The 20,335-nt window shown below is 68.5% G+C and carries 22 protein-coding genes; 10 read left to right on the top strand and 12 right to left on the bottom strand.

Annotation, left to right across the window (positions count from 1 at the left end):
- Window positions 1-169: 169 nt before the first annotated feature.
- Window positions 170-1,738, top strand: coding sequence for a YibE/F family protein (locus OG828_RS25370; RefSeq protein WP_328502407.1), 1,569 nt, complete (start codon window positions 170-172; stop codon window positions 1,736-1,738).
- A 140-nt stretch (window positions 1,739-1,878) separates the two neighbouring features.
- On the opposite strand, the gene OG828_RS25365 is transcribed toward OG828_RS25370, so the two are convergent.
- The 4 genes from OG828_RS25365 to OG828_RS25350 form a co-directional block, all read right to left on the bottom strand.
- Window positions 1,879-2,316 (bottom strand): SsgA family sporulation/cell division regulator, encoded by a 438-nt coding sequence (locus OG828_RS25365; RefSeq protein WP_210573555.1) that lies wholly within the window; start codon window positions 2,314-2,316, stop codon window positions 1,879-1,881.
- Between the two features lie 98 nt (window positions 2,317-2,414).
- The gene (locus OG828_RS25360; protein ID WP_443062433.1) at window positions 2,415-3,311 is read right to left on the bottom strand and encodes an IclR family transcriptional regulator; all 897 of its coding nucleotides are present in this window, start codon (window positions 3,309-3,311) and stop codon (window positions 2,415-2,417) included.
- Between the two features lie 199 nt (window positions 3,312-3,510).
- On the bottom strand, window positions 3,511-3,723 hold the full coding sequence (locus tag OG828_RS25355; RefSeq protein WP_030189024.1) for a DUF5326 family protein: 213 nt from the start codon (window positions 3,721-3,723) through the stop codon (window positions 3,511-3,513).
- A gap of 179 nt (window positions 3,724-3,902) precedes the next feature.
- Entirely contained in the window at window positions 3,903-4,220 is a 318-nt protein-coding gene (locus OG828_RS25350; RefSeq protein WP_095756014.1) for a cupin domain-containing protein, read from the bottom strand.
- Window positions 4,221-4,280: 60 nt separating this feature from the next.
- On the opposite strand from OG828_RS25350, the gene OG828_RS25345 reads away from it, so the two are divergent.
- The 5 genes from OG828_RS25345 (at window position 4,281) to OG828_RS25325 (ending at window position 8,018) form a co-directional block, all read left to right on the top strand.
- The gene (locus OG828_RS25345) at window positions 4,281-4,661 is read left to right on the top strand and encodes a phage holin family protein (protein ID WP_328361144.1); all 381 of its coding nucleotides are present in this window, start codon (window positions 4,281-4,283) and stop codon (window positions 4,659-4,661) included.
- Between the two features lie 7 nt (window positions 4,662-4,668).
- On the top strand, window positions 4,669-5,160 hold the full coding sequence (locus OG828_RS25340; RefSeq protein ID WP_328439719.1) for a low molecular weight protein-tyrosine-phosphatase: 492 nt from the start codon (window positions 4,669-4,671) through the stop codon (window positions 5,158-5,160).
- 11 nt (window positions 5,161-5,171) lie between these two features.
- A complete protein-coding gene (locus OG828_RS25335) occupies window positions 5,172-6,311 on the top strand; it encodes a cystathionine gamma-lyase (protein WP_328504939.1) in 1,140 nt (379 codons plus the stop codon).
- Window positions 6,312-6,541: 230 nt separating this feature from the next.
- A complete protein-coding gene (locus tag OG828_RS25330) occupies window positions 6,542-7,447 on the top strand; it encodes a LysR family transcriptional regulator (protein WP_328439717.1) in 906 nt (301 codons plus the stop codon).
- Window positions 7,448-7,535: 88 nt separating this feature from the next.
- On the top strand, window positions 7,536-8,018 hold the full coding sequence (locus OG828_RS25325; RefSeq protein WP_328361135.1) for an NUDIX hydrolase: 483 nt from the start codon (window positions 7,536-7,538) through the stop codon (window positions 8,016-8,018).
- Window positions 8,019-8,033: 15 nt separating this feature from the next.
- On the opposite strand, the gene OG828_RS25320 is transcribed toward OG828_RS25325, so the two are convergent.
- Together OG828_RS25320 and OG828_RS25315 are read right to left on the bottom strand one after the other, a co-directional pair.
- Window positions 8,034-9,557 (bottom strand): globin domain-containing protein, encoded by a 1,524-nt coding sequence (locus OG828_RS25320; protein ID WP_443062432.1) that lies wholly within the window; start codon window positions 9,555-9,557, stop codon window positions 8,034-8,036.
- Window positions 9,558-9,953: 396 nt separating this feature from the next.
- A complete protein-coding gene (locus tag OG828_RS25315) occupies window positions 9,954-10,586 on the bottom strand; it encodes an HAD family hydrolase (protein WP_328439714.1) in 633 nt (210 codons plus the stop codon).
- Window positions 10,587-10,807: 221 nt separating this feature from the next.
- Between OG828_RS25315 and OG828_RS25310 the strand changes: the two genes are divergently transcribed.
- Window positions 10,808-11,674, top strand: coding sequence for a GNAT family N-acetyltransferase (locus OG828_RS25310; protein WP_328502405.1), 867 nt, complete (start codon window positions 10,808-10,810; stop codon window positions 11,672-11,674).
- Between the two features lie 64 nt (window positions 11,675-11,738).
- Here OG828_RS25310 and OG828_RS25305 read toward each other — a convergent pair whose 3' ends face one another.
- The gene (locus OG828_RS25305; RefSeq protein WP_328502404.1) at window positions 11,739-12,947 is read right to left on the bottom strand and encodes an MFS transporter; all 1,209 of its coding nucleotides are present in this window, start codon (window positions 12,945-12,947) and stop codon (window positions 11,739-11,741) included.
- A 142-nt stretch (window positions 12,948-13,089) separates the two neighbouring features.
- On the opposite strand from OG828_RS25305, the gene OG828_RS25300 reads away from it, so the two are divergent.
- Window positions 13,090-13,548 (top strand): MarR family winged helix-turn-helix transcriptional regulator, encoded by a 459-nt coding sequence (locus tag OG828_RS25300; protein ID WP_328502403.1) that lies wholly within the window; start codon window positions 13,090-13,092, stop codon window positions 13,546-13,548.
- A gap of 30 nt (window positions 13,549-13,578) precedes the next feature.
- Window positions 13,579-14,031, top strand: coding sequence for a GNAT family N-acetyltransferase (locus tag OG828_RS25295; protein WP_328504938.1), 453 nt, complete (start codon window positions 13,579-13,581; stop codon window positions 14,029-14,031).
- A gap of 60 nt (window positions 14,032-14,091) precedes the next feature.
- Here OG828_RS25295 and OG828_RS25290 read toward each other — a convergent pair whose 3' ends face one another.
- A complete protein-coding gene (locus OG828_RS25290) occupies window positions 14,092-15,477 on the bottom strand; it encodes a serine hydrolase domain-containing protein (protein WP_328502402.1) in 1,386 nt (461 codons plus the stop codon).
- A 70-nt stretch (window positions 15,478-15,547) separates the two neighbouring features.
- Entirely contained in the window at window positions 15,548-17,023 is a 1,476-nt protein-coding gene (dnaB, locus tag OG828_RS25285) for a replicative DNA helicase (RefSeq protein ID WP_328361115.1), read from the bottom strand.
- A 454-nt stretch (window positions 17,024-17,477) separates the two neighbouring features.
- On the opposite strand from dnaB, the gene OG828_RS25280 reads away from it, so the two are divergent.
- Entirely contained in the window at window positions 17,478-18,821 is a 1,344-nt protein-coding gene (locus OG828_RS25280) for an MATE family efflux transporter (RefSeq protein WP_328439705.1), read from the top strand.
- 149 nt (window positions 18,822-18,970) lie between these two features.
- On the opposite strand, the gene rplI is transcribed toward OG828_RS25280, so the two are convergent.
- From rplI to OG828_RS25265, 3 genes are read right to left on the bottom strand one after another with little or no spacing between them, the layout of a single operon-like run.
- Window positions 18,971-19,417: a 50S ribosomal protein L9 gene (gene rplI / locus OG828_RS25275; RefSeq protein ID WP_328361109.1), complete on the bottom strand. Its 447-nt coding sequence runs from the start codon at window positions 19,415-19,417 to the stop codon at window positions 18,971-18,973.
- A gap of 18 nt (window positions 19,418-19,435) precedes the next feature.
- Window positions 19,436-19,672, bottom strand: a complete 237-nt coding sequence (gene rpsR, locus OG828_RS25270; protein WP_003949403.1) for a 30S ribosomal protein S18 — start codon at window positions 19,670-19,672, stop codon at window positions 19,436-19,438.
- Window positions 19,673-19,729: 57 nt separating this feature from the next.
- A complete protein-coding gene (locus tag OG828_RS25265; protein WP_328502401.1) occupies window positions 19,730-20,332 on the bottom strand; it encodes a single-stranded DNA-binding protein in 603 nt (200 codons plus the stop codon).
- Window positions 20,333-20,335: the final 3 nt, after the last annotated feature.

The raw sequence follows: 20,335 nt of genomic DNA, 5'->3' as shown, positions 1-20,335 counted from the left end.
AACATCACTCGATTCCGATGACGTTCCACGTGAAACATTGCGAAGACGGAGGTCAGCGCCCTCTCAGCCCGGTGCTCCGAGCTCCCGCGTGTACAAAGGTGCCTACACGCTAGCGTCAATTCGGGCGCGCTGAACAGTGGGCCCCGGCCGTTCTTGCGATGATCGGGCGGTGACCACGACACATCAGTCCCCGTACCCACCGCCCGAGCCGCCTCGCGGCCCCGGCTCCGGAGGCGGCCCCGCGAACGGCAACAGCCGTGGAAGCGGACCTGTTTCCGGCGGCGGTCGCGAGACTGGAGCCGGCACCAGATCGGGCGACTGGCATGAGCACGGGCCCGCCTCCGCCGCCGGACCCGACCAGAGTTCGGGTGCCGGTGGCGGCCACGGTCACGGCGGCGGGGGCGGACACGGACCCGGGGGCGGCGGCGGTGGCGAGCATGGCCACTCGCACAGTCACGGTCCCGCGGCGCCCGTCTCCCAGCATCTGCGCAAGATCATCGCGGCGATCCTCATCCCGTTCGCCGCGGCCGTGGTCGTAGGCCTCGCAGTGCTGTGGCCCGGCGGAGCGCCGCCGCACGAGCGCACCGGGGTCGGCTTCGACCGGCAGACCCAACAGGCCACGGTCACCAAGGTGGTCGAGGTCAGCTGCAAGGACGTCAACGCCTCGGGTGAGACCCCCACCGGTGACACCTCCACCGCGGAGGGTTCCTCGGCGCAGCAGCAGGCGAACGGCACCTGCAAGAAGGCGACGATCCGGGTCGACACGGGCAAGGACAAGGGCCGTACGTTCACCGAGATCGTGCAGCCGGACCAGTCGCGGCAGCTGGACGAGGGCCAGAAGGTCGTCGTCGCCTACGAGCCTTCCGCACCCAAGGACTTGCAGTACTCGGTCACCGATGTGAACCGTCGTCTTCCGATGATGGTCCTTGCCGGGATCTTCGCCCTCGCCGTCGTGGTCGTCGGACGGTTGCGGGGTGTCATGGCACTGGTCGCGCTGGCCATCAGCTTCCTGGTGCTGAACTTCTTCATCCTGCCCGCCATCCTGCAGGGCTCGAACCCACTGGTCGTGGCGGTGATCGGGTCGAGCGCCATCATGCTGGTCGCCCTGTACCTGTGCCACGGCCTGTCCGCGAGAACCTCGGTGGCGGTGCTCGGCACCCTCATCTCGCTGTTGCTGATCGGCATCCTGGGCTCACTGTTCATCGACTGGGCCGCGCTCACCGGCAACACGGATGACAACACCGGTCTGATCCACGGCCTCTATCCGTCGATCGACATGAGTGGTCTCCTGCTCGCCGGCATCATCATCGGTTCACTCGGTGTGCTCGACGACGTGACGGTCACGCAGACGTCAGCGGTCTGGGAGCTGCACGAGGCCAACCCGACGATGGGCTGGCGCGGGCTGTACCGCGCGGGCATCCGCATCGGCCGCGACCACATCGCATCGGTGGTCAACACGCTCGTTCTCGCCTATGCGGGCGCCGCGCTGCCGCTGCTGCTGCTCTTCTCGATCGCGCAGAGCAGCGTCGGCACCGTCGCCAACAGCGAGTTGGTCGCGGAGGAGATCGTACGCACGCTGGTGGGCTCGATCGGCCTGGTCGCGTCGGTGCCGGTCACCACGGCGCTCGCGGCGCTGATGGTCTCGGCTGACCGCCAGGGAGAAGAGCAGGCCGCTCCGTCCGGCGCGACTGTCGCGGCTCCGGCACGAGGCGGGAAGGGGCGACGCCGCAAGCGGTGAGGGGAGCGGCCACTGGGAGCCGCTCACCACTGGCGACATCCGAACCCGCAATCGCTCGCTTCGGCCCGCCTCGCAAAAGCGTTCCTGCAAGGCTGCCCAGCCCCGGCGAACCGTTGCATCACCGCCGCCCCCCGCACCCTTCACCCCGCGCTCTGCTCCTCCGCCAGGATGCGGTCCAGCGCCTCGTCGAGGTGGGCGTCGAAGTCGGCGAGGGCGCCCTCCTGGCCCAGCGGCACCAGCTTGTCGGTGCGGTCGAGAAAGGCCACGAGCGGTGCCGCTGAAGAACGGAACACGGCCTGATCGCCCCCGACCTGAAGCCGGATCAGGACGTCGCCGAGCGTGTCGTGTTCGGCGGGTGAGACACGAACGTCCCCCTCTCCGCACGGCCGACCCACCCCGTCGATCAGCAGCTCCCGCCCGAACGCCCAGGTCACGGGGGCGTCGCCGGGCAGATGGAACGTCAGCCGCACGGCATAGGGATCATCGGTCTCGTAGCGCAACTCCACCGGGATACGGAAGGAGAGCTCCTCGGACACGAGAAAGCTCATCATGACCTCTGCCTGTACGGACTCGCGCATCGCCTGTCCCGTCATTTGCCATCGTCCGGCCGGGAATGGCCCCCCGGCACTGAAGGCATCTTGCTGAACGTACACGACAGATCACAAGGAGTGAGTTTTCAGATGCTGATAGAGATCGCCAGCGAGCCCAGGAGCCGCCCGATCTCACCCTGCAACTGCCGCACCGCGGGCAGCAGCCGATCGGCTTGATGGGAGGGCAGCGAGATGGCCATCGTCGCGGCCGTGGTGCCCACGGTGATCGGAATCGCCGCACACACGGTCCCCAGCGCGTACTCCTGCCGCTCCGTCACCGGCTGCGTCCGCCGCGTGCGTTCCAGCCGCCGCAGCAGCGTGTGGTCGTCCCGCACGGTGTACGGGGTGATGGGCTGCACGGGATAGCGATCGAGATGGTCGCGGCGGGCGCCCTCGTCGAGTTGGGACAGCAGGCACTGCCCGATGGCGTGCGCATGCCCGGTCTCGCGGAAGTCGGCCCACTCCTCGACCGCCGGATTGCCCGGGGTGTCGGAGACACACATGACTTCGATCTCGCCGTCCTGGTACATCGCGTAGTACACGGGTACGCCGATGGCGTCGCGCCAGGTCGCGAGTGTCTCGACGACCGTGCTGCGACGTTTCTGCCGGGCCCCGCTGCTGCTCAGCCGCTCAGCGGCCTCCCCGAGGAAGAACAACCCTTTGTCGCGGCGCAGATAGCCCTCGTGCACGAGGGTGCGCAGCAGGTGGTAGGCCGTGGGCAGCGCCAGGCCGGTCTCGCGGGCCAGCTGCTTGGCGGGGGCGCCGTGCGGATGCTCGGCGACCGATTCGAGGAGGCGCATGGCGCGCTGAACGGATCCGATGAGCGTCGCGGAGTGCGGCTGCTCCTCAGGAGCCGCTGTCTGCTGCCGGGGCTGTCGCTCCCGGGGGCCGGGCTGTTCCGGGGGTCTGATGCGGGTGCCCGGGGTCAGGACGGCTGTGGGAGGTGCGTGGGGGTCTGCCGGTGCGGTGTCAGCCGTGGCCAAGGGTTACTCCCGATGCGAGGGGGCAGCCCGTGCGGGGGGAACACGGGAGGGGGTGTGCGCCGCTCGCGGGGTTCGTACGCCCCGCGTCGAATTCCGGACTTTAACCGTCTGCCACCGCTCACAGTCGGCCCGTCCGGAAAACTTCCCTCGCCCGAGGGAACCGGTGATTCCTGTTACCGCTCACCGGCTCCCACCGTGCTCACCAGTCGCTGCGTGAGGACGAGCTCGAGGTGAACTTGCGTACGACGTAGATGAGTCCACCGACCAGTGCCACGAAGACCAGCAGCTTGAACAGCAGCCCGATGACGAAGCCGACGACGCTGGCTATCAGCCCGCCGAACACGACCAGGGCGATGACAGGCACCGCGATCCACTTCACCCACCACGGCAGCCCCGTGAAGATCTCTCGCATCGCCCTTGTCCTTACTGCTTCGCCCGCCGCTGTGCCGGGTCCGTCGATGTCCGGTCCTGTCGGTACCGGATCCTTCTGATGTCCTGCACTCGATGCTAGGGCCGCGAGGGGGCGCAGCGGGGGCCTCGCAGCCCTTGTCCTCCCCTGATCGATCCCCTAGGGAATCCCGGGGTGCCAGGTCAGCTCTCGGGCGGAGAGAACACCACCAGCACCCGCAGGTCCTCGCTGATGTGGTGGAACTTGTGGGCGACGCCGGCCGGCACGTACACCACGCTGCCACGCGCCACCTGCGTGGTCTCCAGGCCGACGGTGATCGCGGCACGGCCGCTCACAATGAAGTAGACCTCGTCCTGGTTGTGCGGCTTCTGTGGATCATGCTCGCCCGCGTCGAGCGCGTACAGGCCGACCGACATGTTCCGCTCGCGCAGAAACTGCAGGTAGGCGCCCTCATTGGCGGCGCGCTCCGCCTCCAGTTCATCCAGCCGGAATGCCTTCATCGCCCTCGTCCGCCCTTGTCCCACTGCTGGTAACCGATCTCGTCTGCCACGATCAGACACATGAAGAATTTCGTAGTCAAGACGATCGCCAACGCGGGCGCCCTGGCGGTCGCCGTATGGCTGCTCGACAAGATCACCCTGACCGGGGACAGCACGGGCAAGAAGATCTGGACGCTCATCCTCGTCGCCCTGGTCTTCGGCCTGGTGAACTTCCTGGTCAAGCCCATTGTGACGCTGTTCAGCCTGCCGCTGCTCATCCTGACGCTCGGCCTGTTCACCCTGGTCGTCAACGCGTTGATGCTGCTGCTCACCTCATGGCTCGCCGACAAGCTAGACCTGAGCTTCCACGTCGAGGGCTTCTGGACAGCGGTCCTGGGCGGCCTGATCATCTCGATCGTGTCCTGGGCACTTCACATGGCCCTGCCCGACGGCAAGGACTGAGGACGACATGCCCTACCGCGTCTGCTTCGTCTGCACCGGCAACATCTGCCGCTCCCCGATGGCCGAGTCCGTCTTCCACGCGCGCGTGGCAGAGGCTGGGCTGGACGAACTCGTCGAGGTGGACAGCGCCGGCACGGGCGGCTGGCACGAGGGCGACGGAGCCGACCCGCGCACCGTCGCCGTCCTCGCGGAGCACGGCTACGACAGCGAGCACACGGCCCGCCAGTTCCAGGCGACCTGGTTCTCCCACCTCGACCTCGTCATCGCCCTCGACACCGGCCACCTCAAGGCCCTACGCCGCCTCGCGCCCACCGAGCAGGACGCGGAGAAGGTGCGGCTGTTGCGCTCGTACGACCCCGCCGCGGGCCACGACGTCGACGTCCCGGACCCGTACTACGGGGGGATGGACGGCTTCGAGGAGTGTCTTGAGATGGTGGAGGCAGCGAGCGCAGGGCTGCTCGCCGCGGTCCGCGCGCAGGTGGAGGGGGAGGCAGCGTGAACGATTCCGCAATGGGCAAGGGCGGTCCGGGCACCGGCGAGGGCACGCGCGCGGTGCGGGCCGGCCTCCCTGAGCCGGTCAAGTACGAGCCGACGCTGCCCGGTCCGGTGTTCGCCGCGCACTACCACCTGCCGGGTGACCCGACGGGCTCGTACACCTACGGACGCGACGAGAACCCGACCTGGACGCATCTGGAGCGCGCGATCGGCGAGCTGGAGGCTCCCGGGCAGGACGGCATCGAGACGCTGGTCTTCGCCTCCGGCATGGCCGCCGTCTCCTCCGTCGTCTTCTCCCAGCTGCGCTCCGGCGACACGGTCGTCCTGCCCAGTGACGGCTACCAGGCGCTGCCGCTGCTGCGCACGCAGCTGGAGTCGTACGGCATCGAGGTGCGCACCGCTCCCACCGGAGGCGACGCCCAACTGGACGTCCTCGACGGCGCCAGGCTGCTGTGGATCGAGACCCCGTCGAACCCCGGGCTGGACGTGTGCGACATCCGGCGGCTCGCCGAGGCGGCACACGCGCGTGGGGCCCTCGTCGCCGTCGACAACACGCTCGCGACGCCGCTCGGGCAGCGTCCGCTGGAGCTGGGCGCCGATTTCTGCGTGGCCAGCGGCACCAAGCAGCTCACCGGGCACGGAGACGTCCTCCTGGGCTACGTCGTCGGCCGCGACGCCGAGGCCATGGCGGCCGTACGCCGCTGGCGCAAGATCGTCGGGGCGATCCCGGGGCCCATGGAGGCCTGGCTCGCGCACCGTTCCGTCGCGACGCTCCAGCTGCGGGTGGACCGGCAGAACGCCACCGCCCTCGCGGTCGCCGAAGCGCTGCGCGACTGGCCCGAAGAGCTCGGGGTGCGCTACCCGGGACTGGTGAGCGACCCCTCGTACAAGATCGCCTCACAGCAGATGCATCGCTACGGGTGCGTCGTCTCCTTCACGCTGCCCACGCGCGCGCGTGCCGACCGTTTTCTCGACGTCCTGCAGCTCGTCGACGATGCGACGAGTTTCGGCGGGGTGCGCTCCACGGCCGAGCGCCGGGGACGCTGGGGTGGGGATGCGGTGCCGGAGGGCTTCATCCGCCTCTCCGTCGGCGCGGAGGATCCCGAGGATCTGGTGGCCGATGTGCTGCGCGCGCTCGACGAGTCGGCGGGCTGACCGCTTCTCACCGGCCCGGACGGGGTCCGGATACGTACGACGGACGGTCCGAGCCTCCCCCCTCGTGGCTCGGACCGTCCTCGGTTCCGCGCGCGAAGAACCGCGCGAACAAGGCTAGTTGACTCTGTGTCAGTGTCCAATCACAGTAGCGACAGCGACCTATCGACTTATTTATAGTTGGGCGCGACCGGGGGGTCAGCAGGGAGAAGCAGAGAAGGGGAGGGTGCGCCATGGATCTGGCCTTGCTGCGCACCTTTGTGACCGTGCACAGGGCCGGCTCCTTCACCCGCGCCGCCGCGCTGCTCGGACTGTCGCAGCCGGCCGTCACCTCCCAGATCCGCACCTTGGAGCGGCAGCTGGGCCGCCCCCTGTTCCTGCGACAGGCGCGCGGTGTGACACCTACGACCATCGGCGACGAGCTTGCGCACAAGGCCGCGCCGCATCTCGACGCGCTGGTCGAGATCGCCGAGACAGGGATCGACGACGAGTCCTCCCTACGCACCCTGCATCTCGCCGGACCCCCCGAGTTCACCGCCGAGCGAGCGCTGCCCGTGCTCACCGAACTGACCGGCGAGGACGGCCAGGGCTTCGCGCTGCGCGCCTCCTTCGGGAACGCCGAGGAAACCTTGGAAGGGCTCGCCGCCGGGCATCACGATCTGGCCATCAGTACGGCACGTCCACGCGGTGCTCTCCTCACGGCGACTGCGCTCTGCGACGAAGAGCACGTCCTGGTCGCCGCCCCGCGCTGGGCCGAGCAGATCGACTCCGGGAAGCTGCGCCACATGGGGGCGCCCGTCCTGGAGAACCTTCCCGTCGTCGAGGTGCACGAGTCACTGCCCTTCGTCTCCCGCTATTGGGCCTCCGTCTTCGACTCCCGCCCGGCGGCCTCCGGCGCCGTCATCGTTCCCGATCTGCGCGCGGTGCTCGCCTGCGCGTCCGCGGGCGCCGGGCTCGCGGTGCTGCCTCGCTATCTCTGTGCGCTCGCGCTGGAGCGCGGGGAGGTCGTGGCCCTGCACGAGCCCGCGGTCCCGCCGCTGCGGACGTACTTCCTGGTGGTGCGGACCGGCACGCTGGCGATGCCGCACATCGCCCGGGCCCATGAGTGGCTGCACCAGGCCGCCGCGGACTGGTGTTGAGGCTCCGACCACCAGGCATCACGCCCCGAGCCCATGCGGTGACATGCCGCGATGTTTCACGTGGAACATGGCGGGCCACATTTCTCCCATGACCGTCCGACCCGTGGTCAAGCGCACCGCCCGAGCCGTTCTCCTGGACGGTGACGACCTGATCCTCATCAAGCGCACCAAGCCGGGCGTCGATCCCTACTGGATCACGCCCGGTGGTGGGGTGGAACCGGAGGACACGACCGTCGTCGAAGCCTTGCACCGCGAGGTCTACGAGGAACTCGGGGCCAAGATCATCGATGTGGTGCCCTGCTTCGTGGACACCGTGGAGCACATCGGCGAGGACGGCGGCGCGACCGGAGTGAAGGTGCAGCACTTCTTCGTCTGCCGTCTGGGGTCCATGGACCCGGCCCTGCGGCACGGACCCGAGGTGGACGAGCCAGAGGGCGAGTACGAGATCGTCCGCGTGCCGTTCACCCGCGTCGGCATCGCCTCCGTGCACCTCGTCCCGTTGTCACTGCGGCACTACCTGGACGGGAACATCGAGGGCGTACGCGCGATGCACGCCCCGGACCTGGGCTGATATCGCGTGGGGGCATCAGTCGCCGGCGGCGACGAGCTCCTCCACCGAGTCATGCCGTATGCGCTCCGACGGGATGCCGACGTCCCTCAGGGCGTCCACGCCGCTGCGGATCATTCCGGGCGGGCCCGAGAGATAGGCGTCGTACTCGGTCCAAGGCCCGTACTCGCGTACGGCGTCAGGGAGCTGGAGATGCGCCTTCTGGTCGACGATCGCGCGGACCGAGAGCCAGGGGTGGGACTGCTGGAGTCTGAGCATCGTGTCGATGTCATACAGGTCGTGATCGGTGCGGGCGCCGTAGAACACCTCGACCGGTCGCCGCTCGCCGTGCTCGGCGACGTCCTCGACGAGGGCCTTGATGGGCGCTATTCCGGTGCCGCCGCCCAGACAGAGCAGCCCGCTGTCCGTCGTGTGGTCCACCGTCATCGAACCGGCGGGCGGGCCGAGCCGGATGATGTCGCCGGGCCGGGCACGGTGCACCAGAGCGTTGGAGACCCAGCCGGCGGGGACAGCCTTCACATGGAACGACAGCAGGCCGTCGGAGCGGGGCGCCGACGCGAAGGAGTAGTGCCGCCATATTCGCGGCCACCACGGCGTCTCCAGGCTCGCGTACTGACCGGCGAGGAACGGATAGGGCTGGTCCGGGCGGACGGTGACCACCGCGACGTCCGGCGTCCTCAGATCGTGCGACACGACCTCCGCGTACCACCAGGCCGGGGCGCGCAGTTCGTCCGCGGCCGCCGCGTCGATCATCACCTGCGAGATCGTCGTGTACGTCCGGACCCAGGCCGCCTCCGTCTCCGCGTCCCAGATGGGCTCGGCGTATCGGCTCAGGGCGCCGATGAGGCACTCGCCGACGGCCGGGTAGTGCTCGGGGCGAGTGCCGTACTTGCGGTGGCCGCGTCCGAGGTTCTGCAGATACTCGACGAGGACCGGGGTGTTGTCGATGTGCTCGGCCGCGGTGAGCAGCGCCTTGAGCAGCCGGTCCCGCTGGGTGTCCATCGCGGCCGGGAACAGCGACCGCAGGTCGGGATGGCGGACGAAGAGCAGCGCGTAGAAGTACGAGGTGACCTTGTCGGCTACCGGGCCGACCTCGGCCATGGTCCGGCGGACGAGAACGGCGTCCGGGGAGGCGGCGTCCTCGGGCGGCTCCGAACGCTGGACGGGCACGCGCTGCTCGGAGGGCGGAGGATCTGCCGTGACGGCTTGCGGCGGCGGGGGAGCAGCCGGGCCGCCTGCCGGGGAGGACGGCGGTGCTGCGGGACCTGCCTCGACGTCAGGGGGTGGCGTGGCAGCGCGTGCGGGGGCGGGCGCAGACGGCTCCTCGGTGGCCGTCTCCGGCGTGTTCTCCGGGGCTGTGACGGAGGCGGATCTGCCCATCGGCCGCATTCCGGCCAGGCGGCTGCCCTCCGCCGCGTCCTGCTCGCCGCCCGGAGTCGCCGGCGGCTTGCGCGGCGTGAACCAGCCGCCACCGCCGCCGGAAGTGCCATTGTCGGCCGACGTGGTGGTCGGAGCGTCCATCGTGTGCCTCGCCTCGAACATCTTTCGGTCGGTCTGCGCACTTCCCCAGTCGGAAGGTGCCTGCTTTCCCCCGCAGACGGTTGTGCTGTCCCGTTCGGCGCCGCGGCCAATGCGGCCACATTCAACCCGCATTCGTGCTGCGTACGGACAAGTAAGGCGAGAGTGTGACATTGGCCGCAGTGCTGTGACCGCAGCATCCCACCCCGCGTGGAAGCCTCAGCCGTATAACCCGGAATGCGGGTCTTCGATCTCTCCGTCCCGTTAGGCTGCATTGCCCTGCTCTCGGCCCGGACCAAGAGCTGTGTGCCCCGCCCCGGAAGCGAACCGGAGTCGACCATACCGGCCGCCGCCCCGATCACAAGTCCCCCCTCGCTCCCCCACGAATAGGGCGAGAGGGCGAACCAGCAATTCCCTCAATTACCGGGCGTGACGCACCAATTCATAGGCTTCCCACAGATCTCTGCCCTTGTAGGAATGCGTCGCGAGACCGGAGAGGACATGGTCCGCGTTGACCGCGACGGAGACCGGCACCACGCCGAACAGAGCCGTGTCCGACGATGAGTCGCCATAGGCGATGCAGTCGCCGCGGGTCACTCCGAACGTCTCGCACAGCATGTCCGCGATCTCGACCTTGGCTGCGGCACTGAGCACTCCGGCAGGGTCCACGGGCTCGGTGAACGGGAGGGCGGGAAAGCGGGATCCATATGCCGCGTGGGCGCCCCAGGCGGTGAGGCGTTCGACGAAGAACGACGGCGAGAGCGAGACGACGGCGCAGTAGTCGCCCCGCGCCGTGATCTCCGCCCAGACGTCACGGATGCGCGTCAGCCACGGTGCACCCTCGAAGGCGGCGGACACATGCGCCTCGGTGAGATCCGCCCACAACCCGTGCACTCTCGTCGCATACTCCGGCGGCCCGATGCGCCCCGCCGAAATCGCCTGCTCCAGCAGCACCGTCTCGGCCTCGAGTCCGAGCTGCCGTGAGATCTCCATAGGAGCGGAGGTGCCGTGCAGCAATGTGCCGTCGAGGTCGAAGAGATGAAGTCTCGCCATGGGCCTTGAGGCTAACGGGAGGCGTATGCGGAACTCTGCGCGAGTACAGTCCGGACGAGGCGAGTCCGAGCGTCCGATGCCCGCCGTTCGCCCATGTTTCACGTGAAACATCCGGCCACACATGGAGGCGCTGTGCACGTCGCTATGACATGGCCAAAAGGTCGTACAACTCCCCGGAAACAGGTGGACGCAGAGGGTATCCGTCGGACAGCCTGACCTGCGTGCCGACTCCTTTCCTCACCGCTCTGCCCATCCGCCGTCTGACGCCCAGCGATCTCACCGCCTGCGCCGACTTGTCCGAGGACCGGGGGTGGCCACGCGAGGAGCACAAGTGGAGCTTCCTCCTCACAGCCGGAAAGGGCTACGGCATCGACGACCCCGACGGAGGACTCGTCTGCGCCTGTGTCGTCACCGAGTACGGTCCCCGGGAGCGTCCCGACCTCGGCGCCATCGGCATGGTCCTGGTCGCCGAGCGGTACGCCCGCCAGGGCATCGGCCGCCGGTTGATGCGGCATGTCGTGTCCGAACTGGGCACCACGCCGCTGACACTGCACGCCACGCCGAACGGCCGCCCGCTGTACGAGGAAATCGGCTTCAAGGTCACCGGCCGGGCCGAGATGCTGCGTGGGCACTTCACGCCCGGCGGTCGCACGCCCGAGGTCACCACCCGCGCCGCCACCGCCGAGGACCTCACGGCGATTGTCCGGCTCGACGAGGAGGTGTTCGGCGCCGATCGCACACACATCATCACCCGGCTGCCTGCCTTCGCCGATCGGCTGCGTGTGGCCGAGGAGCACGGCCGGATCGTCGGATACGCGGCCGCCTGGCCCAACATGGACACACATGTCGTGGGCCCGCTGATCGCCCAGGACACGGAGACCGCCAAGGCACTCATCGCCTCTCTGGCCGCCCATACGGACCGCCCGCTGCGCACGGACATCGATGTGCGCCATGAGGAGCTGCTCACGTGGGCGAAGGAGCGGGGTCTGGCCTCCATCTCCTTCAACGCGGTCATGACGCACGGCATCTCGGAACTGCCCGGCGACTGGGCCCGGCGGTTCGCCCCGCTCACGGTGGCCGCCGGCTGAGACCCTCCGACATGCCGAGACCGGCCCCCGCGGATGGCAGGGACCGGCGCGGCCTTGGGGCAGATCAGTTGTGTACGGCGCTCTGCCGCTCGGCGGGCACCGCACCGGCCACAACGGCACTGGGTGCGCTCTCGCGGCGCTCCAGAGCGGCTGAAAGGACTGCCAGGACCAGCGCCGCCGCAGCCAGGATGGCGCCCACCCAGTTGGGCGCGGTGTAGCCGAGACCGCCCGCGATGACGAGGCCGCCGAGCCAGGCGGACAGCGCGTTGCCGAGGTTGAAGGCACCGATGTTCACGGCCGAGGCCAGGGTCGGGGCGCCGTGCGCCTGGTCGAGGACACGCTTCTGCAGGGGCGGGACGGTGGCGAAGCCCAGGGCACCGATGAGGGCGATCGTGACAGCCGCGAGGACCTTGTTGTGCGCGGTGAGCGTGAACAGCGCGAGGACAACCGCCAGGGCGCCCAGTGAGACGTACAGCATGGGCATCAGGGCTCGGTCCGCGTACCTGCCGCCGATGAGGTTGCCGCCCACCATGCCGAGGCCGAAGAGGACCAGCAGCCAGGTGACAGAGCCGTCGGCGAAGCCGGCGACGTGGGTCATCATCGGCGCGATGTAGGTGATGGCCGCGAAGACGCCGCCGAAGCCGAGGACGGTCATCGCCATGGCGAGCAGGACCTGGGCGTTCTTGAAGGCGGCCAGTTCATGGCGCAGGTGCACGCCTTCGGGCTTGGGCAGGTCGGGGACGAGCTTGGCGATGCCGGCCAGGCCGACGACGCCGAGAGCGGCGACGATGCCGAAGGTGACACGCCAGCCGACGGACTGTCCGACCAGCGTGCCCAGCGGAACGCCGACGACATTGGCGACCGTGAGCCCGGTGAACATCATCGCGATGGCTCCGGCCTTCCTGTCCGGAGCGACCAGGTCGGCCGCGACGACCGAACCGATGCCGAAGAAGGCGCCGTGGGCGAGCGAGGCGATCACCCGTCCGGCCAGCATGACGCCGAAGGCCGGGGCGAGGGCGGAGAGCAGGTTGCCGGCGATGAACAGGCCCATCAGCAGCATCAGCATCCGCTTGCGGGAGATCTTGGTGCCGAGCACGGTCATCAGCGGTGCGCCGAACATGACGCCGAGCGCGTAGCCCGTCACCAGGAAGCCGGCCGTGGGGATCGAGACGCCGAAGTCTGCGGCGACCTCGGGCAGCAAGCCCATGATCACGAACTCGGTCGTTCCGATCCCGAAGGCCCCGATCGCGAGGGCCAGAAGCGCGAGAGGCATGGGGTGGTACACCTTCCAGACGATTGCAGGAGCGCTTTGCGCACGCCCACAATAATTGCATACGCCTGATACTTGCAACCGCAGGCTATTGCGAACCTGGTCTATCCTGGTGTCAGCCGCTCCGGGACGGAGGAACACGCCAATGACAGCGACGGACCCCGCGCTCACCGCCCTTGCCCAGGGCTGGTGCGCGCTCTCCCTGTTGCACGGGAGAATCGAGGCCCACGTCGAGCGGGCCCTGCAGGCCAAGCACGACCTGAGCGTGCGCGAGTACTCCCTGCTCGACGTTCTCAGCCGCCAGCACGACGGAGACGGAGGCCATCTGCAGATGAAGCAGGTCGCCGACGCCGTCGTCCTCAGCCAGAGCGCCACCACGCGGCTGGTCACACGGCTCGAGGACCGCGGTCTGCTCACCCGCTACCTCTGCCCCACCGACCGCCGCGGCATCTACACCAACGTCACCGAGGCGGGGCTCAAGCTCCTCGCGGAGGCGCGGCCGACCAACGACGCCGCCCTGCGCGAAGCCCTCGACGAGGCAGCCAGAAACCCCGAGCTGGCTCCGCTGGTACGGGTCGTGGAGTCGCTGAACGTGCCCGCGTAGGCTGCGGACATGGGAGATCTTGAAACGGGCATGGGAGACCTCGACATACGCCCTGCCACCAAGGACGACGTCCCGGCGATCGTGGCCATGCTCGCCGACGACCCCTTGGGCGCCCAGCGCGAGTCCCCGGACGACCTGACCCCTTATCTGACGGCTCTCGAACGCCTCAGCGCTGATCCGAACCAGCACGTGGTCGTGGCCGTAAGGGAGAGCCGGATCGTCGGGACCCTGCAGCTCACGATCATCCCCGGGCTGTCCCGCAAGGGAGCGACCCGCTCGATCATCGAGGCCGTACGCATCCACGCGGACGAGCGCGGCAGCGGCCTCGGCACTCAGCTCATCCAGTGGGCAGTCGACGAATCCCGGCGCCAGGACTGCCAGTTGGCGCAGTTGACCTCCGACGCGTCCCGGACCGACGCGCACCGCTTCTATGAGCGGCTCGGCTTCGAGGCCTCGCATGTGGGCTTCAAGCTCACGCTGTGACGGAGGGGCCTGTTTCACGTGAAACAGGCCCCTCACCTGTCGTACGCACCGAACCGGTGGTTACCGAAGGCCCCGCCAGCCTTCCCGATCGACGCCACCCGGCACAGAAGCCCCCTCGTCGTACGGCTGACGCGTGAACACGAACGACCCGAGGTCCAGATGGTCCACCGTCCCGTCCACGCGCCGTACGGCCCGTAGAAGCTCTCCGGCGTAGTAGCCCTCCAGGCCGGTCCAGGTGCCGTCTCCGTTCGACCGGAAGCGAGAACGACGGCCGGTGCCCGACAGCGGCTCCAGTGAGACGCCCTCGGCGGCTGTGAGCCGCAGTGCGAAAGCGTGCGTCCCCCAGTACCACTGGCCCGTCAGCTGCAGTGCGGACCGGTCGACTTCGGGCAAGGGACGCCACGGTTCGGGAATGCGCGGCTCAGCGTCGGCGACGATGCGTACGAGGTCGGCGCCGACCGAGCCCAGCAGGGGCCCGGAGGTGCAGTTGGCCAGCACCACCGCCGCGACGTCGTCCTCCACGCTCATGGTGAGGTTCGCCAGGAAGCCCGGCAGCGAGCCCGAATGCCCCACGAGCAACCGACCGTCCCGGCTCTGGAGCTGCATGCCGAGACCATAGGTCACACCGTCCACGACATCGGCGGCCTCAGCGGGTGCCGCCGGAGTCCGCATCTCCCGTACCGTCTCCGCACTCAGCACCCGGCTGTCCCCCTTGTTCAGGAAGACCGCGAATCGCGCCAAGTCCTCAGTGGTGGACCAGAGTTGGCCCGCCGGAGCCATCCGCCCCAGGCCCTCGGTCGGCTCGGGCAGCATCACATCGGCCCAGGGATGCACGGCCCAGCCGCCGGCATGCGGTGCCTCGGGTTGAGCACTCGTACGGTTCAAGCCCAGAGGTTCGAGCACTTCACGCCGAAGTACGTCCTCCCAGGCAGCCCCCCGCAGCTTCTCGACGAGAGCGCCCAGCATCGTGTAGCCGGGGTTCGAGTAGTGGAAGCGGCGGCCTACGGGATGCACCAAGGGCTGCTTGCCGAGCACGTCGGCGAGTTCGGGGCGCAGGGTCCCCGGCGTCCGCTCCCACCACGGCGCGGGCGACTCGGCGGCCAACCCGCCGGTGTGCGCGAGCAGTTCGGCGATGGTGGCCTCCCCCGCGCCCGTACCCGGCAGATGCTTCTCCAGTTGGTCACCGAGGTCGAGCACTCCCTCGTCGTGCAGCCTCAGCACGAGAACGGCCGTGAAGGTCTTGGTGATCGAGCCGATTCTGTACTGCACGTTCTCGTCGGGCGCGTGCCCGTCCACCGAGGTCCGGGCACCGTGCCACACCGTCCGGCCGTCCCGTACCACTGCGGCGACCAGCGACGGCGCACGCCCTTCGGACTGGGCAACTGCGATCCGGTGCAGCAGCGCCCGGCGCGTGCCGGGAAGAAGCTCATTCTGAGTTGTCGTCATGCTCCCCAGTCCATCCGGCGGGACGGCACACGTCGAGCGCATTTCCGCGTGCCCGCCCGTCGGCGTCGGATCAGGTCTGCGCCATGTCCACGAAACGGGAGTAGTGCCCCTGGAAGGCGACCGTGATCGTCGCTGTCGGGCCGTTACGGTGCTTGGCCACGATCAGATCGGCCTCTCCCGCGCGGGGCGACTCCTTCTCATAGGCATCCTCGCGATGCAGCAGGATGACCATGTCGGCGTCCTGCTCGATGGAGCCGGACTCACGCAGGTCGGAGACCATCGGCTTCTTGTCGGTCCGCTGCTCGGGACCACGGTTCAGCTGGGAGAGCGCGATGACCGGGAGCTCCAGCTCCTTGGCCAGCAGCTTGAGGTTACGGGACATGTCCGAGACCTCCTGCTGACGGCTCTCGGCTCGCTTGGAGCCGCCGGACTGCATCAGCTGGAGGTAGTCGATGACCACCAGCTTGAGGTCGTTGCGCTGCTTCAGTCGACGGCACTTGGCGCGGATCTCCATCATCGACAGGTTCGGAGAGTCGTCGATGTAGAGCGGGGCGGCCGAGACGTCCGGCATCCTGCGGGCCAGCCGCGTCCAGTCCTCGTCGGTCATCGTGCCGGACCGCATGTGGTGCAGGGCGACACGGGCCTCGGCGGACAGCAGCCGCATCGCGATCTCGTTGCGGCCCATTTCCAGGGAGAAGATGACGCTCGGCAGATTGTTCTTGATCGACGCGGCGCGCGCGAAGTCCAGCGCGAGCGTGGACTTACCCATGGCGGGACGCGCGGCGATGACGACCATCTGCCCCGGGTGCAGGCCGTTGGTCAGCGAGTCGAAGTCGGTGAATCCCGTGGGCACACCGGTCATCTCGCCGCTGCGCGAACCGATCGCCTCGATCTCGTCGAGCGCGCCCTCCATGATGTCGCCGAGCGGCAGGTAGTCCTCGCTGGTGCGCTGCTCGGTGACCGCGTAGATCTCGGCCTGGGCGCGGTTGACGATCTCGTCGACGTCGTCGTCGGCCGCATATCCCATCTGGGTGATACGGGTGCCCGCCTCCACCAGGCGGCGCAGGACAGCCCGCTCGTGCACGATCTCGGCGTAGTACTCGGCGTTCGCCGCCGTCGGCACCGTCTGGACGAGGCCGTGGAGATACGACGCGCCGCCGACCTTGTTGATCTCGCCGCGCTTGGTGAGCTCGGCGGCGATCGTGATCGGGTCGGCCGGCTCCCCCTTCGCATAGACGTCGAGGATCGCCTGGAAGATCGTTTCGTGCGCGGGCTTATAGAAGTCGTGGCCCTTGAGGATTTCGACGACGTCGGCGATGGCGTCCTTGGACAGAAGCATGCCGCCGAGGACGGACTGCTCGGCGTCGAGATCCTGCGGCGGCACACGCTCGAAGGACGTCCCCCCGCCGTCCCATGCGCTCTCCCGGCCGCGATCGTGCTGTTCGTCGCGGCCACGGCCGCCGTCACCGCGTCGGCGAGACGCGGGGAGACGATCACCTGGACCGCTGTCGGCCCACGGGTCGTCCAAGGGCTCGGAAATACTCACCGAGCCACCTCCTCCCGTCCGCCCAGCGGACCTCGCCGCGCCCCATCTTTTCTACGGCACGGCACTGACAAATAAGAGGCCCAACTCCGGTTCTGACGCGTCGGATTTGTGATGGTTTCCAAGCCGACGGGCGGGGCAGGCGTCGGACCACCGTAGGCCCCTCGGCACCGTCAGCCAATCTGGTTATCCACAGGCCATGTGGACGACGGGCCCGATGCTGTGGAGAACTCCCCAAAACCTGTGCACGACACGGTGGACAGGCCTGTGAACAAGCCCCCACCTCCGCCCCCGAAGCCGCTTTGACCTGCACCTTTCCCATCCACCGGCTGTGCAGAAGAAAAACTTTCCCTGCCGGGCCAAGATCACTTCAAACTGTGTACGAGTACGCAGGGGCCGAGACGGCAAGTAAGGGTCCTATCCCCATTGCATCTCTTACCTGTGGACGATTAGATTGATGCTCATGACACAGGCTCCCGCGACCCCCAAGGCCGCCCGGCGACAGCACGATCGAGAGATCGTCGCACTGGCCGTCCCGGCTTTTGGCGCACTCGTCGCCGAGCCTCTCTTCGTCATGGCCGACAGCGCGATCGTCGGCCACCTCGGCACGGCGCAGCTCGCCGGACTCGGGGTCGCCTCCGCCCTCCTCATGACAGCCGTCAGCGTCTTCGTCTTCCTGGCCTACGCCACCACGGCGGCTGTTGCCCGACGCGTCGGCGCCGACGACCTCCAGTCCGCCATCCGCCAAGGCGTGGACGGCATCTGGCTCGCTCTACTCCTCGGCGCAGCAGTCGTGGCCGTCGTCCTGCCGACGGCACCAGCCCTCGTGGACCTCTTCGGCGCCTCAGACACCGCGGCACCGTATGCAACCACTTATCTGCGGATCTCGGCCCTCGGCATACCGGCCATGCTCGTCGTACTCGCCGCGACAGGAGTCCTGCGCGGACTCCAGGACACCAAGACGCCTCTGTACGTCGCGCTCGCGGGCTTCATCGCCAACGGCGCCCTGAACGTGGGACTCGTCTACGGCGCCGACCTCGGCATCGCCGGATCCGCCTGGGGCACCGTCATCGCCCAGTGCGGTATGGCGACGGCCTACCTGGTGGTGGTCGTCCGGGGCGCCCGCAGTCACGGCGCTTCGCTGCGCCCCGACATCGCCGGGATCCGGGCTTCCGCTCAAGCAGGCCTGCCCCTGCTGGTCCGCACGCTCTCCCTGCGGGCGATCCTGATGATCGCCACGGCTGTAGCAGCCCGCCTCGGCGATGCCGATGTCGCAGCGCACCAGATCATCCTGTCCTTGTGGAGCCTGCTCGCCTTCGCGCTGGATGCCATAGCGATCGCCGGGCAGGCCATCATCGGACGCTATCTGGGCGCCGGAGACGCCGAAGGTGCCCGAGCCGCATGCCGACGCATGGTGGAGTGGGGTATCGCCACCGGACTCGTACTGGGACTGCTGGTGATGCTCACCCGCCCACTGTTCCTGCCACTGTTCACCAGCGACTCCGTGGTCAAGGACGCCGCGCTGCCGGCTCTGCTGATGGTGGCCCTCTCGCAGCCGATCTGCGGCATCGTGTTCGTCCTGGACGGCGTCCTGATGGGCGCGGGAGACGGACCCTATCTGGCGTGGGCGATGGTGGTCACTCTCGCGGTCTTCGTCCCCGTCGCGCTACTCATCCCCGCGCTCGGCGGAGGGCTCACCGCGGTCTGGGCCGCCATGACACTGATGATGACCGTCCGGATGCTGACCTTGTGGCTGCGCACCCGCTCGGGCCGCTGGATCGTCACTGGCGCGACGCGCTGAGTGTTTCAGACGCACTGAGCGTTTCACGTGAAACATGCGGGGTCGGCGTCTCATGCGGTTCGCGGTGTTTCACGTGAAACACCGGCAAGCAGTGTGGGGCCGCACCCCGAAGGGTGCGGCCCCACACACCGCTCTCGCGAGCGCAGCGCTTACGCCGGGACAACCTCGATGTTGACCTTGGCGGCAACCTCGGGGTGCAGACGAACGGACGTCTCGTGAGCGCCGAGGGTCTTGATCGGCGAACCGAGCTCGATACGGCGCTTGTCGACCTCGGGGCCACCGGAAGCCTTGATCGCGGAAGCGATGTCGGCCGGGGTGACGGAACCGAAGAGACGACCGGCGTCGCCGGAGCGGACGGCCAGACGGACCTTGACGCCCTCGAGCTGGGCCTTCACAGCGTTGGCCTGCTCGATGGTCTGGATCTCGTGGATCTTGCGAGCACGACGGATCTGCTCGACGTCCTTCTCGCCACCCTTGGTCCAACGGATCGCGAAGTTCCGCGGGATCAGGTAGTTGCGAGCGTAACCGTCCTTGACGTCGACGACGTCGCCCGCGGCACCGAGGCCGGAGACCTCGTGGGTGAGGATGATCTTCATGTGTCGGTCACCCTTCCCTTATCGCGCGGTGGAGGTGTAGGGCAGCAGCGCCATCTCACGGCTGTTCTTCACGGCCGTGGCGACGTCACGCTGGTGCTGCGTGCAGTTGCCGGTCACGCGGCGGGCACGGATCTTGCCGCGGTCGGAAATGAACTTCCGCAGCATGTTCGTGTCCTTGTAGTCCACGTACGTGACCTTGTCCTTGCAGAAAGCGCAGACCTTCTTCTTAGGCTTGCGCACAGGCGGCTTCGCCATGGTGTTTCTCCTGTGTGATCAAGAAGTGTGGGTACGACCCACCCTCGGCCCTGAGGCCTAGAAGGGGGGCTCGTCCGAGTAGCCGCCGCCCTGCTGACCGCCGCCGGAGTTTCCACCCCAGCCGCCGCCACCGCCGCCGCCCTGCTGGCCACCGGCGGGAGCGCCGGTCGCCCACGGGTCGTCGGCGGGAGCACCGCCACCGCCCTGCTGCTGACCGCCGCCGGGGCCACCGCCCCAGCCGCCGCCACCCTGGGCGCCACCGCCACCGCCGCTGTAACCACCCTGGCCACCGCGGCCGGCGGTCTTGGTGACCTTGGCTGTGGCGTTGCGCAGGCTGGCGCCGACTTCCTCGACGTCCAGCTCGTAGACCGTGCGCTTGACGCCCTCACGGTCCTCGTAGGACCGCTGCTTCAGCCGGCCCTGCACGATGACGCGCATGCCTCGCTGAAGCGACTCGGCGACGTTCTCCGCCGCCTGACGCCAGACCGAGCAGGTGAGGAAGAGGCTTTCGCCGTCCTTCCACTCGTTCGTCTGGCGGTCGAAGGTGCGGGGAGTGGACGCGACACGGAACTTCGCGACCGCCGCACCGGAAGGGGTGAAGCGCAGCTCGGGGTCGTCGACAAGATTGCCGACGACCGTGATGACGGTCTCGCCTGCCATGGG

The organism is Streptomyces sp. NBC_00457 (assembly GCF_036014015.1).
In the GTDB taxonomy this organism is placed as follows: Bacteria; Actinomycetota; Actinomycetes; order Streptomycetales; family Streptomycetaceae; genus Streptomyces.
This window is presented reverse-complemented; position numbering and strand designations above follow the sequence as displayed.